We start from the raw sequence: 14,964 nt of genomic DNA on the forward strand, positions 1-14,964 counted from the left end.
AATTTAGCAATGTAAGATGTTTCGGCGTCGTTTGTTGCACTGGTGGAAGCCCTGGCGGGCGCTTATCTACCCGCTATGCAAACGAGGCCGTTCGGTCTATAAGCCCCGCAAAATTTGAAGCTTTGCCCGGCGGGGGAGCCGGGGTGGAAACAGGTGAGTATCATGGCGCAGAACTGGACCCCGAGCACGTGGCGGAACAAGCCGATCCAGCAGGTTCCGGACTATCCGAACATGGCTGCATTGGAAGCAACCGAGGCGCAGCTTTCCACATTCCCGCCGCTCGTGTTTGCGGGTGAGGCTCGCCGCCTGAAATCCCAGCTTGCCAAGGTGGCGGAAGGCGATGCCTTCCTTCTGCAGGGCGGCGACTGCGCCGAAAGCTTTGCCGAGCATGGCGCCGACAACATCCGCGACTTCTTCCGCTCGTTCCTGCAGATGGCCGTCGTGCTGACCTACGGTGCGCAGCTTCCGGTCGTGAAGGTCGGCCGCATCGCCGGTCAGTTCGCCAAGCCGCGCTCGTCCAATATCGAGAAGCAGGGCGATGTCGAGCTGCCGTCATACCGCGGCGATATCATCAACGGCATCGATTTCACCGAAGCCTCACGCATTCCGAACCCGGAGCGCCAGCTGGATGCCTATCGCCAGTCGGCGGCAACGCTGAACCTTCTGCGGGCCTTCGCGATGGGTGGCTATGCCAACCTCGAAAACGTCCACAAGTGGATGCTCGGCTTCGTCAAGGACAGTCCGCAGGGCGAGCGCTATCGCATGCTGGCCGGCCGGATCAGCGAAACGATGGAGTTCATGCGGGCGATCGGCATCACGGCCGACAACCAGCCGAGCCTGCGCGAAACGGATTTCTTCACCAGCCATGAAGCATTGCTTCTCGGCTATGAGGAAGCTTTCACGCGCGTCGATTCGACATCGGGCGACTGGTACGCGACGTCGGGCCACATGCTGTGGATCGGCGACCGCACACGCCAGCTCGACCACGCGCATGTGGAATATTTCCGCGGCATCAAGAACCCGATCGGTCTGAAATGTGGTCCGTCGCTGCAGCCGGACAATCTGATCCAGCTGATCGACGCGCTGAACCCGGCAAACGAGCCGGGCCGGTTGACGCTGATTGCGCGTTTCGGTCACGACAAGGTTGCCGATGGTTTGCCGAAGCTGATCCGTGCCGTCGAGCGCGAAGGTCGCAAGGTCGTCTGGTCCTGCGATCCGATGCATGGCAACACGATCACGCTCAACAACTACAAGACCCGTCCTTTCGAGCGGATCCTGTCGGAAGTGGAAAGCTTCTTCCAGATCCACCGGTCGGAAGGGACCCATCCGGGCGGCATCCATATCGAGATGACCGGCAAGGATGTGACCGAATGCACCGGAGGCGCCCGTGCGGTGTCGGCCGGCGACCTGCAGGACCGCTACCACACGCACTGCGATCCGCGCCTCAATGCCGACCAGGCGCTGGAACTGGCGTTCCTCCTGGCCGAGCGCATGAAGAGCGGTCGCGACGAGAAGCGAATGGTCGTCAACGGCTGAACCCCGGTTCGACGCAACGCAAAAGGCCGGCGTGAAAACGCCGGCCTTTTGCGTTTCAACGGTCGCCTACTGGACGAGAACGGGGTTGCGGCAGGACGCGCCACCGACCTGGACATCCGCTTCACCAACGCGCACGCCGAGGGTCAGCAGGACGTTGTAGAGGACGGTGTCGACCGGGCTCATGGCCGCACCGAGCGTGGCGCCGACGGCAGCGATAATGGGTTGCGGCAGCCCGAGCCCAAGGCCGAGAAGGTCTACCCGCACAACGAGCTTGGAAAGCAGGCTCGTCGTCAGCGACTCAAGTACGTTCTTGACCGACGTCGACTTTACCCTGTTCGCGGTGATTTCCGCCGGCGAGAACGTCAATCGCTCTGTCTTGAGATTGGTCGAGGTGGTGTCCGCCATGGCGGAGACCTTGAGAAGAAGGGTCGAGATGATGTCGGCTCGCGTGACACGCGGATCTTTGCCGAAGTTCGTGAATGCCGTCGTATCGACGTCGCCCAATGCGATCGACGCGATGCCCGGGACGGCGTCGACATCGACGGTGGCGCTGTTGGCCGCGCCCGTACAGGTGATGCCGGCAAGCCGTCCTTCGGCATAGGCAACTTCCAGGTAGAGGGGGACGCGGACCTTGAGCCCGAGGATCGCCTGAAGGCCATCAACTACGACCTCGACCGCCACGCGTGTCTGAGCGGTGCGGACGATCGTGCCCGGCGCACCCACTGCGAGGTAGGACGACCCGACGGGCGGCTCCCCGATCGCAACGGTCACCTTGGACGAGGCGACACCGGGAACGGATGTCCCAAGGTCGACAGAGAGCTGCTTGCCGCCGCTGGCAGCGGTTGCGACGGCCGACAACAGATCGAAGACGCTGGTGTTGACAGATAGTCCACTCGATTGGCCGATCAGCTTTTGAGATACGGGTCCCAGCTTCAGCGTATCCTCGAGCTTGACCATGACCTTCGTCTTGTTGAGCGTCTTTTCGAGATTGGAGAGGACCGTCGAGACCGAGGGGGTAAGTCCTGTCGTCTTGCCGAGGGCACCGACAAACTTGCCATAGTTGATGTCGGTTGTGAGAACATCCGCGTAAGTTCCTGACTGGAGACCAAGATCAAGAGCAAGCTGGTCGATCGTTTTCAAGGCATTGACCTGGGCATCGGCGAGGGCCCGATAATCCATCGCCTTCAGGGAAATCGTCGTTCCGAGCATCTGGCCAAGCAGGGCATTGAGGACACCCTCGTTGACGCTTGCCAAACGACTGCCGATCGAGAAGGACGCAAGCTTATCCGTTGCTGCTGTGCCGGATGCAGCAAGCGCCGGCGGGGTGGTGAGACTTGCCCCGAACATCAGGTTGCTCTTGCTGCGGAGCGTCAAGCGGACCGCATCGGGCGGTGTTGCGCCGGCGACAAAACGGTTCGCGGCAGGCTGCGCGGGATCGGGTACATAGCGGCCCCTGGTGATCTCGGCATAGCTGCCATAGGCTTCTAGCGCCGTCTTGGGGTTGAATGGGACAACCCCCTTGGTTGTCAGCAGGCCGCCGGCGCTGACGACGCCAATGCTTTGACCGTTCATCGCGAAAAAGTCGAAAGCGGATTTTTCTGCAGTCGAAATGTTGGCCGCTGCTGCAATCGCGGCGAGGTCGGCGCTTGCCTGCAACTGCCGCTGCTGCAGCGTCAGGCTGCCATAGTCGACGCCGAGTGCCAGCGCTCCGATGGCAAGCGGCATGGCAAGTGCTGCAGTAATGGCAATGTTGCCGGCCCGGTCACCGGCGATAGTCTGACGACGCTTCAGGCGGAAAAGCATCTCAAATGCCTCCGATCCGCATGGTCGAATAGCGCCTTATGTGCTTGTCCGGCATGGCGTAGCTGTAGAGACTGAAGATCGGCAGGGTACTTGCGTCGTATTCGATCGAAACGGTGAACTGGTTGGGGTTGCTCGGGTCGCTTTGCACCTTCGTCGTGAAGTTCTTCTTGTCGAGAAGCGCATAGTCCATCGTCGACTTGGTGAGATACTCCTGCACCAGCTTCTGGCGTTCGCTGGCATCGAGGCCGGCAACAGCCGTGCGTGCCGCATCCGCGGCAATCTGCTGCACGGCGTGGGCCGCAGCGAGGTAGACGCCATAGCCGATCAGGCTGAAGAGCATCAGAAGCAGGACCGGCGCGATGATCGCGAATTCGACGGCGGAACTGCCCGAACGGCATCGCAGCAAGGATCGGATTCTCATCACCAACTCCCATTGTATGAGTATATTCGAATATAATGTTATGCGGTTATAAAGAATCCATGAATCGCATCCGTCAGTTTTTAATGATGTGTTTTTAGAGCTCCGGAGGCTAATCTCGCGTGACTTGCCACCTTGTGTTCAGGCGTCGTAACCTCGAGCTGCCAGCAAATAGCCATGAGAGGACGCAATGCGCAGTTCGGTCGAAATCTATAATATCCGGACGCGACAGAGCCGGATTGTCTGGCAGACGAGCGCGCTTTTCGAAGCGCCGAACTGGGCGCCGGACGGACGTTTCCTCATGCTCAACAGCGACGGGCTGATCTATCGGCTGCCCGTGGCCGGCGACACGCCTCCGATCATCGTTGACACCGAGTTCGCGGTTGCCTGCAACAACGACCATGGCATCTCGCCCGACGGCACGCTGGTTGCGATTTCCGATAAGGTCGAATTCGGCAAGTCCGCGATCTATGTGCTTGCCGCGACCGGGGGCAAGCCAAGGTTGGTAACACGGAACCTTCCCTCCTACTGGCACGGCTGGTCTCCGGACGGACAGCGCTTCGCCTATTGCGGCATCCGCGACGACGTTTTCGATATCTATACGATTGCGGTCGAAGGCGGCGAGGAGATGCGGCTCACCCATGGCGAAGGCCGCAACGACGGGCCTGACTACTCCCCGGACGGGAACTGGATCTATTTCAATTCGAGCCGCACGGGCACCATGCAGATCTGGCGCGTGCCGGCTTTGGGCGGCTCGGCGGAGCGCATCACCGACAGCCCCTATGGCGACTGGTTTCCGCATCCGTCACCGAAGGGAGACAAGATCGTTTTCGTATCCTATGACGGCGACGTGTTCGATCATCCGCGCGATCTCGATGTCCGGGTTCGGCTGATGGATATGGATGGCAGCAATGTCGAAACGCTGTTCGAACTGTTCGGCGGGCAGGGCACGATGAATTCGCCAAACTGGTCACCGGACGGTGACGAATTCGCCTATGTCAGGTATTTTCCTGTTTCGTGATGGGCTTGCGATATCTGGTATGGTCGGGCATAGCCTCGGCAGTTTTGCTTCAGCCGTCGCAAGCACTGTTGGGGATAGACGATGCCGCCAATTCCAGACCCGTCCGACGATACGCAAGCAGGCCTTGCTCCGGCCGGCGCCTTTTCCGCGACGGAGCGGGCAGCGATCTACCGGGTGATCGAAACGCGACGCGACGTTCGCGATCAGTTCCTTGCCGACCCCTTGAGCGACGAGCTTGTCACCCGTCTTCTGGCGGCCGCGCATGCCGCACCGTCTGTCGGTTTCATGCAGCCGTGGAATTTCATCCTCGTCCGTGACCAGGCGATGCGGCAGGCGGCCTGGGAGGCCTTTTCCAAGGCCAATGACGAGGCGGCGGAGATGTTTTCCGGCGGCGAGCGCGAGCTTTATCGCAGCCTCAAGCTTGAAGGCATTCGCAAGGCGCCACTGTCGATCTGCGTTACCTGTGATCCGGACAGGGCGGGACCGGTCGTACTCGGTCGCACCCACAATCCGCGCATGGATGTCTACTCCACCGTCTGCGCCGTGCAGAACCTGTGGCTTGCCGCGCGCGCCGAAGGCGTCGGTGTCGGCTGGGTCAGCATTTTCCGCGATGAGGACGTGCGCAGGCTGCTGGGTATCCCAGAGCGCGTGGCGATCGTCGCCTGGCTCTGTCTCGGCCATGTGGACCAGCTCTACAGCGAGCCGGAACTGGCCGTGCGCGGCTGGCGCCAGCGCCTTGCACTGGATGACCTGGTGTTTTCCGAGTGCTGGCAGGGTGACTGACTACTGCTGTTGCTGCGGTCCATTTTCGCGGGGGTGGCGCAGATCAATACTGGCTTCAGGGAGAAAAATCGGACCCACCGTGCGGACCTTTGCGGAGGTTTCGTAATTCCGCTCCGGTACCGGCGGCGTGGGATCGATCGCAACCTTCTGGACGGTGGCAGGCTTGCGGGTCCGCAGGTCGGTGATGCTGCCGGAATAGGCCTCCTCATCCTTCGGTAGCGCGATCCCCTTTACCCGGATCCGTTCCTTTTCCTCCTCCTTCGCGACATCCTGGAAATCGGACGGAATGCAGGCATTCTGGCGGATGGCAACGATGGTTGCGCCGCGCTCTTCCCCGGTGACGGACAGGTTGCGGGCTTTGTTGCGCTCGTCAACAAGCACTTCGCGGTTTTCCTCCAGGGCTTGCAACTGCTCGAGAAGGGGTTCGCACTGGTCGGCCTTGGCCGCGCCAAAGGAAACAATGCTGCCGCCACCGCATCCGGCGCGCCGCATGTCGACGCGAAGTTTGCGGATGTCGGAGTTTGCCTGGCTGAGGTCCTGCGCATATCGGCGCATCTCAGCGGTATTGCCGATCACAACGGGTGTGCTGTGAAGCTTGCGGTACAGATCTGCGCAAAGCTGCGCATCCCGCGCCAGGACGGAGGCGGGGACGAAGACGAGCGGAATGAAGATCAGGCCGCGAAATCGCATCGCTTTTCCGGCAATTCGTTAAAACCCATCAAACATAGGCCGGGGCGGATGAAGATATCCTAAACCGCCCCGGCTTCTGTAAGACCTAGCCGAACAGCGACTCTGGCTGCGAGGCTTCGACGACGGCCAGAGCCGCCATATTGACGACGCCGCGGGATGTGACGGACTGGCCGAGAACATGGGCGGGTTTTGCCGTGCCAAGCAGGATCGGGCCGACATGCAGCGCGTCCATCATGGTGCGCACCAGGCCAAGCGAGATGCTGGCCGCATCGAGGTTCGGGAAGACCAGCAGATTGGCTTCACCGGACAATGTGGTGCTCGGCATGGCGCGCTTGCGCAGTTCCTCGGAAAGCGCCGAGCCACCCTGCATTTCACCGTCGACTTCCAGATCCGGCGCCCGTTCGCGAATGATGGCGAGTGCGTCGCGCATCTTCGCGGCGCTCTCGGAATTGCGCGAGCCGAAATTGGAGTGGCAGATGAGGGCCGCCTTCGGCTTGATGCCGAAGCGGCGCACTTCCTGGGCCGAGAGAATGGTGATCTCGGCAATCTCTTCGGCGGTCGGATTGTAGTTGACGAACGTGTCGGTGAAGAAGATCGCACCACGCTGCGAAATCAGGAGGCTGAGGCCGGCGAGCGTCTTCGTGCCTTCGCGTTTGCCGATGATCTGGTTGACGTCGCGCAGATGCCGGTCGTAGCGGCCTTCGATGCCGCAGATCAGTGCATCGGCCTCGCCGCGCTGGACCGAGAGCGCGCCGATGACCGTGTTGCTGGTGCGCACGATGGTTCGTGCCGCTTCCGGGTTGACGCCTTGGCGACCGACAAGCGCGAAATAGTCGTCGACATAGCCGCGGTAACGCGGATCGTCTTCCGGGTTGACGACGGCGAAATCGACATTCGGGCGGATGCGGATGCCGAAACGCTGGAGACGCGCTTCGATGACCGAGGGACGGCCGATTAGGATGGGCCTTGCAATCTGCTCTTCGAGCAAGATCTGTGCGGCCCTCAGAACGCGTTCGTCCTCGCCTTCGGCGAAGATGACGCGGTTTCTTTCGGCAGTCTTGGCCGCCGTGAAGATCGGCTTCATCACGAAGCCGGAACGCCAGACGAATCGGCTAAGCTGGTCGAGATAGGCTTCAAAATCCTGGATCGGACGAGCGGCGACGCCGCTTTCGGCCGCAGCCCTTGCGACGGCCGGCGCGATGCGCAGGATCAGCCGCGGATCAAATGGCGATGGGATCAGGTAGTCGGGGCCAAAGATCGGCGTTTCACCGGAATAGGCTTTCGCGGCGACGTCGGAGACTTCCTCGCGGGCAAGTGCCGCGATCGCCTTGACCGCCGCCATCTTCATTTCTTCGTTGATCGTGCGGGCGCCGCAATCGAGTGCACCACGGAAGATGTAGGGGAAGCAGAGGACGTTGTTGACCTGGTTGGCGAAGTCCGAGCGGCCGGTGCAGATCATCGCGTCGGGACGCTCGGCGCGGGCGAGTTCCGGCATGATTTCCGGCGTCGGGTTGGCGAGCGCCATGATCAGCGGCTTTTCGGCCATCTGCACCAGAAGTTCGGGCTTGAGCACGCCTGCGGCCGACAGGCCGAGGAAGACGTCTGCGCCGGCGATATTGTCGGCCAGAACGCGGTTGTCGCTTTTCTGGGCATAGATCGCCTTCCACTCGTCCATCAGCTCGACGCGGCCCTCATAGACCAGCCCTTCGATATCGTGGACCCAGATGTTTTCCTTCTTCGCACCAAGCGACACGAGAAGATGCAGGCAGGCAAGCGCCGCTGCACCGGCGCCCGACGTGACGATCTTGACGTTATCGATCGTCTTGCCGGCAAGCTCCAGGCCGTTGAGGATCGCGGCGGCGACAATGATCGCCGTTCCGTGCTGATCGTCATGGAAGACCGGGATATTCATCTTTTCGCGAAGACGACGCTCGACTTCGAAACATTCCGGAGACTTGATGTCTTCGAGGTTGATGCCGCCGAAGGTCGGCTCGAGTGCCGAGATCGTCGAGACCATGGCTTCGATGCCCGGCGCGTCGATTTCGATGTCGAACACATCGATGCCGGCGAATTTCTTGAAGAGGACGGCCTTGCCTTCCATTACCGGCTTGGAGGCAAGCGGGCCGATATTGCCGAGACCGAGCACGGCAGTGCCGTTGGAGACCACGGCGACCAGATTGGCACGCGCGGTAAATTCCGCGGCCATTTCCGGATTGTCGCGGATCGCAAGGCAAGGAGCGGCCACACCCGGCGAATAGGCAAGTGCGAGGTCGCGCTGGTTGCCGAGCGGCTTGGTGGCCTGGATTTCCAGTTTGCCGGGGCGGGGATAGCGGTGGAAGAAGAGAGCCTGTTCGTCGAGATCTCCGGTTACCGGCGATGGTTTCGGATTGTCGTGCCCATCCATGCTCTTATGGCTCCTCGTATCGATTTCCGTCCTGACATGCGAGTCCCCTCCTTACATCAATCGATCCATCGAGAAACTACAATATTTGCGATGCTGTCGGATTTTGCCGCCGGTTTCGGGTGGTCGCCGACTGCGGCGATCGCGCCCCTGTCATCATCCTGAAACACGAGTCTGATTTTCGAAGGGTAGGACAAGGTAGGTAACGAAGGGACGTTTCCGTGGCCGATGCAATCGAGACAAGGCATTTCAGAACCCTGTTCATTTCGGACGTGCATCTCGGCTCCAAAGCCGCCCGCACGGACTTTCTCCTCGATTTCCTGCGCTACCACGAGGCGGAAACGATCGTGCTGGTCGGCGATATCGTCGACGGCTGGCGGTTGAAGCGCAGCTGGAACTGGCCGCAGGGCTGTAACGACGTGGTTCAGAAGCTTCTGCGCAAGGCGCGCAAGGGCACGCGGATCGTCTACATTCCGGGAAACCACGACGAATTCCTGCGCGATTTTCCCGGCATGCATTTCGGCGGTATCGAGGTCGCAGACCGAATGATCTACGAGATGGCAGACGGGCGGAAATACCTGGTGCTGCACGGTGACGAGTTCGACGTCGTGGTGCGCAATGCGCGTCTGCTCGCCTATCTCGGTGACTGGGCCTATGATGCGGCAATCGCCATCAATGTCGGTCTTGCCGCGGTGCGCCGCCGCATCGGCCTGCCATACTGGTCATTCTCTGCCTGGGCGAAGCTGCAGGTGAAGCACGCCGTGAATTTCATCGGCGAGTTCCAGAAGGTTGTCGTCGACGAGGCTCGTCGCAACAATGTCGATGGCATCATCTGCGGCCATATCCATCATGCGGTGATGGAAGACATCGACGGGATCCACTACGTCAACACGGGCGACTGGGTCGAAAGCTGCACGGCGATTGCCGAGCATCGCGACGGGACGCTGGAACTGATCTCCTGGCAGAAGATCGCGAAGACTGCGGAAATCACGACGCTGCCGGCACCGGAGACGATCAGGGGCATGCAGGCCGCGTAACGGCCTGACGATGCAAGGGCCTCATTATCCCCAGAGATTCGTCCGGGGCGGATAGACCAGCGATCCGTCGTATCGCAGCCCGTCCGGGCGGTCTTGCGCCAAGAGTAGCGGACCGTCGAGATCGGCGTAGTCGGCATCCTGCGCCAGAAGAACTGCGGGGGCCATGGCCAGCGACGTTCCGACCATGCAGCCGATCATCACCGCAAAGCCGAGCCGTTCTGCTTCCTCCTTCATGATCAGCGCTTCGGTCAGCCCGCCTGTCTTGTCGAGCTTGATGTTGACGGCGTCATAGCGGTTTCTCAGGCTTGCGAGATCGCCGGTCGCGTGGACGCTTTCGTCGGCGCAGATCATCACCTTGCGGCGGATGGTGGCGAGAATCGCATCCTTGCCGGCGGCGAGCGGTTGTTCGATCAGCGACACGCCAAGGGCGTCTGCCACTTCCAGATGACGGGCAAGGTTATCTTCCGTCCAACCCTCGTTCGCATCGATGATCAGCCGCGAATCGGGCGCTGCATCGCGCACGGCGCGCATGCGACTTTCGTCATCGTCTGTGCCGAGCTTGACCTTGAGGAGCGGACGCCAGGCATTTTTCCGCGCATCCTCTGCCATCGCCTCGGGTTCGCCCAGAGACAGCGTGAAGGCGGTGACAAGAGGCTTTTCTCCGACCTCGATCATCGATGCCACGGACCGGCCGAGGCTCTTGGCTTCCAAATCCCACAAGGCGCAATCGACAGCGTTTCGCGCAGCACCCGGCCGCAGCCGTGTCTGGAGCGTGTGGCGATCCATGCCATCGCGCATCATCGATGCCAGCGAGTTGATCTCGGAAAGCACACTTTCGGTTGTTTCGCCGTAGCGCTTGTAAGGGACGCATTCGCCCCGGCCGGTGGCGCCATCCCGGGTGATCGCACAGGTCACCACCTCGGCTTCTGTCTTGGAACCGCGGGAAATCGTAAACACCCCGGCGATCGGGAATTTCTCGATTGTTGCTTCGAAGTGACGCGTCATGGTTTTCCACCTGGGCGTTGTGGCAAATCCGTTCAGGGTCGCTATATTGCCGCTCTCAGTGCTGCGATCAACAGCAGATCGCAGCCGCGTGCTGCTTAACCTAAGCCGAAAGAAACCTGTGCCGTCACAACCTGCCGAAATCAAAGCCGAAGACCTGCCCGGCGGCGATGGCGAGCGCTACATTCTGGCCGGAGAATGGCGCAATCATTCGATTTCGCCGGTCCTCAAGGCGTTTGGCGATCTTGAAAAGAGCAGCGGGTCTGGATCCCTCGAGATCGACGTCTCGGGGATCGACGGAATCGATACATCCGGCGCCTGGCTGATTCGCCGTCTTCTGTCGGCAAAAGCCGAGCAGGGTCGCGACGCGAAGTTGGTCGGGGCGGAAGGGACGATCGAGGAACTGGTTGGCGCCCTGCCGGAAAAGACCCCGGCACCGCCGCCCAACGATCAGGACAAGCGGTCGCTGTTTGATCGCGTGTTCAGCCCGGTCGGCAAGACGATGACGGAATTTGCCGGTGACTTCGTCGCCGCCATGCACATTCTCGGTTCGGCGGTCCGTGGCGCACAGCTGAAATTCGGCCGCGGATCCGGCGTCTCTCCTGCATCCGTCGTGACGCATATCGACCGGATGGGCGTTCGGGCGGTTCCGATCATCCTGCTGATGTCGTTTCTGATCGGCGCGATCATTGCCCAGCAGGGCGCTTTCCAGCTCCGGTATTTCGGGGCAGAAATCTTCGTCGTCGACTTGGTCGGCATTCTGCAGCTTCGCGAAATCGGCGTTCTGATCACTGCGATCATGATCGCCGGCCGTTCGGGCAGCGCGATCACCGCCGAAATCGGCTCCATGAAGATGCGCGAGGAGATCGACGCGCTGACCGTCATCGGCCTTAATCCCGTCGGTGTGCTCGTGTTCCCGCGCCTTGTCGCTCTGACGATCGCACTGCCGCTCCTGACCATCGTCGCGAACCTGTCGGCCCTCTACGGCGCTGCGGTGATCACGCTGGTCTATTCCGGCATCACATTCGATACGTTCCTGTCGCGCCTCAAGGAGGCGGTCGACTTCTCGTCGGTGGCCTCAGGCATGATCAAGGCGCCGTTCATGGCGCTGGCAATCGGCATCGTGGCGGCTGTCGAGGGAATGAAAGTTGGCGGCAGCGCAGAATCGCTCGGCCAGCACGTCACCTCGTCGGTGGTGAAATCGATCTTCGCGGTGATCCTGATCGACGCGATGTTTGCGATTTTCTATTCCGCGATCGATTTTTGATGGGGACCGGCGTGGAAGACGTTCAAACCTTTGACAATACCAAGCCCGCGGAGACGAAGAGCGACGAGCGCAAGGTCGTGCTGTCGGTCAAGGATCTGACGGTCGGCTTCGGCTCGAAGCTCGTGCTGGACAATCTGAACCTCGATATCTACCGGGGCGAGATCCTCGGCTTCGTCGGAGCGTCGGGCACCGGTAAGTCGGTGCTGATGCGCACGGTTCTCAGATTGCTGCCGCAGCGCTCAGGTACGATCGAGATCCTCGGAGTTGATTATGCCACCGCCGACGAACAGCAGCGCGTGGCGCTCGATACGCGGCTCGGCGTGCTGTTCCAGCACGGTGCGCTGTTTTCGGCGCTGACGGTGAAAGAAAACATCCAGCTGCCGATGCGCGAGTATCTCGATCTGCCGCAGTCGCTGATGGACGAACTCGCCTATGTGAAGCTTGAGATGGTGGGCCTGCCGCCCGATGCGGCCGACAAGTATCCGTCCGAACTATCCGGCGGCATGATCAAGCGTGCAGCCCTTGCGCGCGCTCTGGCGCTCGACCCCGATCTGGTTTTCCTCGACGAGCCGACATCCGGGCTCGATCCCATCGGCGCTGCCGATTTCGATGCCTTGATTGCAAGGCTGCGCGATACGCTTGGCCTCACCGTGTACATGGTGACCCACGACCTCGACAGCCTGTTTTCCGTTTGTGATCGCATTGCCGTGCTTGGGCAGAAACGGGTCTTGGTGGAAGGCACGCTTGAGGATATGTTCGCCTTCGACGATCCGTGGGTTCAGTCCTATTTCAAGGGCAAGCGCGCGCGTTCCGTCGTGACCGATGAGACCAGGCCCGACGGCGAATCTGAGAAGTGATGTAACCTATGGAAACTAAAGCAAATTACGCCCTCGTTGGCTTTTTTACCTTGCTGGTAATGGCTGCCGCTTTCGGGTTCGTCTACTGGATGGCTTCGTCCGGCCGGGGAGGCCCCACGGCTGAGCTGGCGATTCGCATTCCGGGCTCCGCAAACGGTCTTTCCGTTGGTTCGGCGGTGCGCTTCAACGGCATCCCAGTCGGCTCCGTGCGCAGCCTCAGCATCGACCCGGATGATCCGCGCTACTCGATCGCGTTCACCGAAGTGCGCGCCGACGCACCTGTCTACCAGTCGACCAAGGCCGTTCTGGAAGTTCAGGGCCTGACGGGCGCTGCCTATGTGGAAATGTCGGGTGGTGCCAAGGGTGAAGAAAACATCCTGCAGAAGGCGATCGAGAGTGGCCGTCCAGCGGTGCTGATCGCCGACCAGTCGAGCGTGACCAACCTTCTTGCGACCGCCGACAAGATCCTCGACCGGGCCGACCAGGCGATCGGCGACATCCAGGGATTTGTCGGAGACGCACGTGGTCCGCTGACGCAGACCATCCGCAACGTCGAGACGTTTACGGCTGCGCTCAGCAACAATTCGGACAGCATCGACAAATTCCTGAACAGCCTTTCGACGCTGTCCGCGACGGTCGATCGCGTCTCCGGCACTTTGAACTCGACGCTTGAAGCGGCCGACCAGCTGGTGCGGGCGATCGATGCCGAACGGGTCAACCAGGTTGTAACGAACGCCGAACGGGTGACTCGCAACATCGCCAATGCATCGGATAACTTCGGTCCGCTGGTGCAGAACGTGACCCAGGCGGCTGCGAGCTTCCAGCAGGCAGGCGTCGATGCGCAGAGCGCCCTGAAACGCGCCGATACGCTGATGGCGGCCGTCGACGTCAATCAGGTCGGCGCTACGATCCGCAACATCTCGTCGGCATCCGAAGACGCACGCCAGACGCTCAGCTCGGCGCGCGACGTGATCGACGACGTGTCGCGCCGCCGCGACGACATCAACGGTGCGATCTCTAACTTCACGGACATGTCGACCAAGCTGAACAACGCATCGAACCGTGTGGACGGCATTCTGGCCAAGGTGGACGGGCTGGTCTCCAGCGACGACTCGCAGGGTCTGTTTGCCGAGGCGCGCAAGACGCTCGAATCCTTCCGCACCGTCGCCGACAATATCAATTCGCGCGTTGGACCGATTGCCGACAATCTGTCGCGCTTTTCGTCCGGTGGCTTGAGAGACATCCAAACGCTGATCAACGACACGCGCGGAACCGTGCAGTCGCTCAATCAGGCAATCAGCAATTTTGACCAGAACCCCCAGCGCCTGATCTTCGGCGGCGAAACGGTGAAAGAGTACGATGGCAGGACACGGCGCTAACATGCGGGGAGTTCAGGGTTTCATGCAAGGATCTGCGATGCTTCGCGTCATGCGCCATCCGATCATCATCGCAGCCCCTTTGATGGCAGCACTTCTGGCCGGTTGTGGCAGCAAGGCGAACAACGACACGTTCGACCTGTCGATCACGCCGATGGCGAGCGGAGCAACCGCGAAGAGCCGGCAAATCCTGGTGCCTGAACCGACTGCGGTCAAGATGCTCAACAGCGACCAGGTCGTTGTGCGTATTTCGCCCTCCGAGGTTCAGTATCTGGCCAATTCCCGCTGGGGTGACAGGCTTCCGGCGCTGGTCCAGTCGAAGCTGGTCGAAGCGTTCGAAAACTCCGGACGGGTTGGCGGCGTCGGCAAGCCGGGGCAGGGTCTGGCGATCGACTATCAGGTCGTAACCGATATCCGCAGCTTCGAAGTGGTCACTGAGGGCAACAGGCTCGCCACGGTGGAGATCTCGGCAAAGCTCTTGAACGACCGCAACGGCAGCGTTCGTGCACAGACCGTCTTCAAGGCAACGGTGCCGGTCGCCGGAACCGAGAACCGCCGCTTCATCGAAGCGCTGGACAAGGCATTTGCACAGGTCGGCGCGAATATTGTCGACTGGGCTCTCAAGGCCATGTGATCCTTTTCGCGCGGGGACGACCCGCGCGATATCGGCCTGGCGGAGACTTCTCTGCCGAACAATTCGCAGCAGAGAAGCATTCTCCTGCAGTACGTCATGTGAGCTGAGCGTGCGCTACCCAAGGGCGCTGGCGGTGAAG

Annotated in this window: 13 protein-coding genes; 8 read left to right on the top strand and 5 right to left on the bottom strand. The window is 61.0% G+C overall.

The window, feature by feature from the left end:
• Positions 1-162: 162 nt before the first annotated feature.
• Positions 163-1,536, top strand: a complete 1,374-nt coding sequence (locus tag ACQY1L_RS06080; protein WP_113110585.1) for a class II 3-deoxy-7-phosphoheptulonate synthase — start codon at positions 163-165, stop codon at positions 1,534-1,536.
• Positions 1,537-1,602: 66 nt separating this feature from the next.
• On the opposite strand, the gene ACQY1L_RS06085 is transcribed toward ACQY1L_RS06080, so the two are convergent.
• Both ACQY1L_RS06085 and ACQY1L_RS06090 read right to left on the bottom strand, forming a co-directional pair.
• Positions 1,603-3,339: a pilus assembly protein TadG-related protein gene (locus tag ACQY1L_RS06085; RefSeq protein WP_430243332.1), complete on the bottom strand. Its 1,737-nt coding sequence runs from the start codon at positions 3,337-3,339 to the stop codon at positions 1,603-1,605.
• Between the two features lies 1 nt (position 3,340).
• Positions 3,341-3,760 (bottom strand): TadE/TadG family type IV pilus assembly protein, encoded by a 420-nt coding sequence (locus ACQY1L_RS06090; protein WP_062456567.1) that lies wholly within the window; start codon positions 3,758-3,760, stop codon positions 3,341-3,343.
• Between the two features lie 187 nt (positions 3,761-3,947).
• Between ACQY1L_RS06090 and ACQY1L_RS06095 the strand changes: the two genes are divergently transcribed.
• Both ACQY1L_RS06095 and bluB read left to right on the top strand, forming a co-directional pair.
• Complete coding sequence (locus tag ACQY1L_RS06095; protein ID WP_430243335.1) at positions 3,948-4,778, top strand: TolB family protein; 831 nt, start codon at positions 3,948-3,950, stop codon at positions 4,776-4,778.
• A gap of 81 nt (positions 4,779-4,859) precedes the next feature.
• Positions 4,860-5,561, top strand: a complete 702-nt coding sequence (gene bluB / locus ACQY1L_RS06100; RefSeq protein WP_184653277.1) for a 5,6-dimethylbenzimidazole synthase — start codon at positions 4,860-4,862, stop codon at positions 5,559-5,561.
• Here bluB and ACQY1L_RS06105 read toward each other — a convergent pair whose 3' ends face one another.
• Positions 5,562-6,251 (bottom strand): hypothetical protein, encoded by a 690-nt coding sequence (locus ACQY1L_RS06105; RefSeq protein WP_092660813.1) that lies wholly within the window; start codon positions 6,249-6,251, stop codon positions 5,562-5,564.
• Between the two features lie 85 nt (positions 6,252-6,336).
• Positions 6,337-8,655 (bottom strand): NADP-dependent malic enzyme, encoded by a 2,319-nt coding sequence (locus ACQY1L_RS06110; RefSeq protein ID WP_062456577.1) that lies wholly within the window; start codon positions 8,653-8,655, stop codon positions 6,337-6,339.
• Between the two features lie 218 nt (positions 8,656-8,873).
• Between ACQY1L_RS06110 and ACQY1L_RS06115 the strand changes: the two genes are divergently transcribed.
• Positions 8,874-9,689 carry a UDP-2,3-diacylglucosamine diphosphatase gene (locus ACQY1L_RS06115; protein WP_062580869.1) on the top strand — a complete coding sequence of 272 codons (816 nt, stop codon included), beginning with the start codon at positions 8,874-8,876 and terminating at the stop codon, positions 9,687-9,689.
• 24 nt (positions 9,690-9,713) lie between these two features.
• On the opposite strand, the gene dgcA is transcribed toward ACQY1L_RS06115, so the two are convergent.
• On the bottom strand, positions 9,714-10,694 hold the full coding sequence (gene dgcA, locus ACQY1L_RS06120; RefSeq protein WP_430243338.1) for an N-acetyl-D-Glu racemase DgcA: 981 nt from the start codon (positions 10,692-10,694) through the stop codon (positions 9,714-9,716).
• 58 nt (positions 10,695-10,752) lie between these two features.
• Between dgcA and ACQY1L_RS06125 the strand changes: the two genes are divergently transcribed.
• From ACQY1L_RS06125 to ACQY1L_RS06140, 4 genes are read left to right on the top strand one after another with little or no spacing between them, the layout of a single operon-like run.
• Positions 10,753-11,958, top strand: coding sequence for an ABC transporter permease (locus ACQY1L_RS06125; RefSeq protein ID WP_371816186.1), 1,206 nt, complete (start codon positions 10,753-10,755; stop codon positions 11,956-11,958).
• A complete protein-coding gene (locus tag ACQY1L_RS06130; protein WP_062456591.1) occupies positions 11,958-12,815 on the top strand; it encodes an ABC transporter ATP-binding protein in 858 nt (285 codons plus the stop codon). Before ACQY1L_RS06125 ends, ACQY1L_RS06130 begins: the two co-directional genes overlap by 1 nt.
• Before the next feature lie 8 nt (positions 12,816-12,823).
• On the top strand, positions 12,824-14,194 hold the full coding sequence (locus ACQY1L_RS06135; protein ID WP_062456594.1) for an MlaD family protein: 1,371 nt from the start codon (positions 12,824-12,826) through the stop codon (positions 14,192-14,194).
• 22 nt (positions 14,195-14,216) lie between these two features.
• Positions 14,217-14,825: an ABC-type transport auxiliary lipoprotein family protein gene (locus tag ACQY1L_RS06140; protein WP_062458021.1), complete on the top strand. Its 609-nt coding sequence runs from the start codon at positions 14,217-14,219 to the stop codon at positions 14,823-14,825.
• The last annotated feature ends 139 nt before the right edge of the window (positions 14,826-14,964 follow it).

It is taken from the genome of Neorhizobium sp. DAR64862/K0K3, assembly GCF_050500185.1.
Lineage (GTDB): Bacteria > Pseudomonadota > Alphaproteobacteria > Rhizobiales > Rhizobiaceae > Neorhizobium > Neorhizobium soli.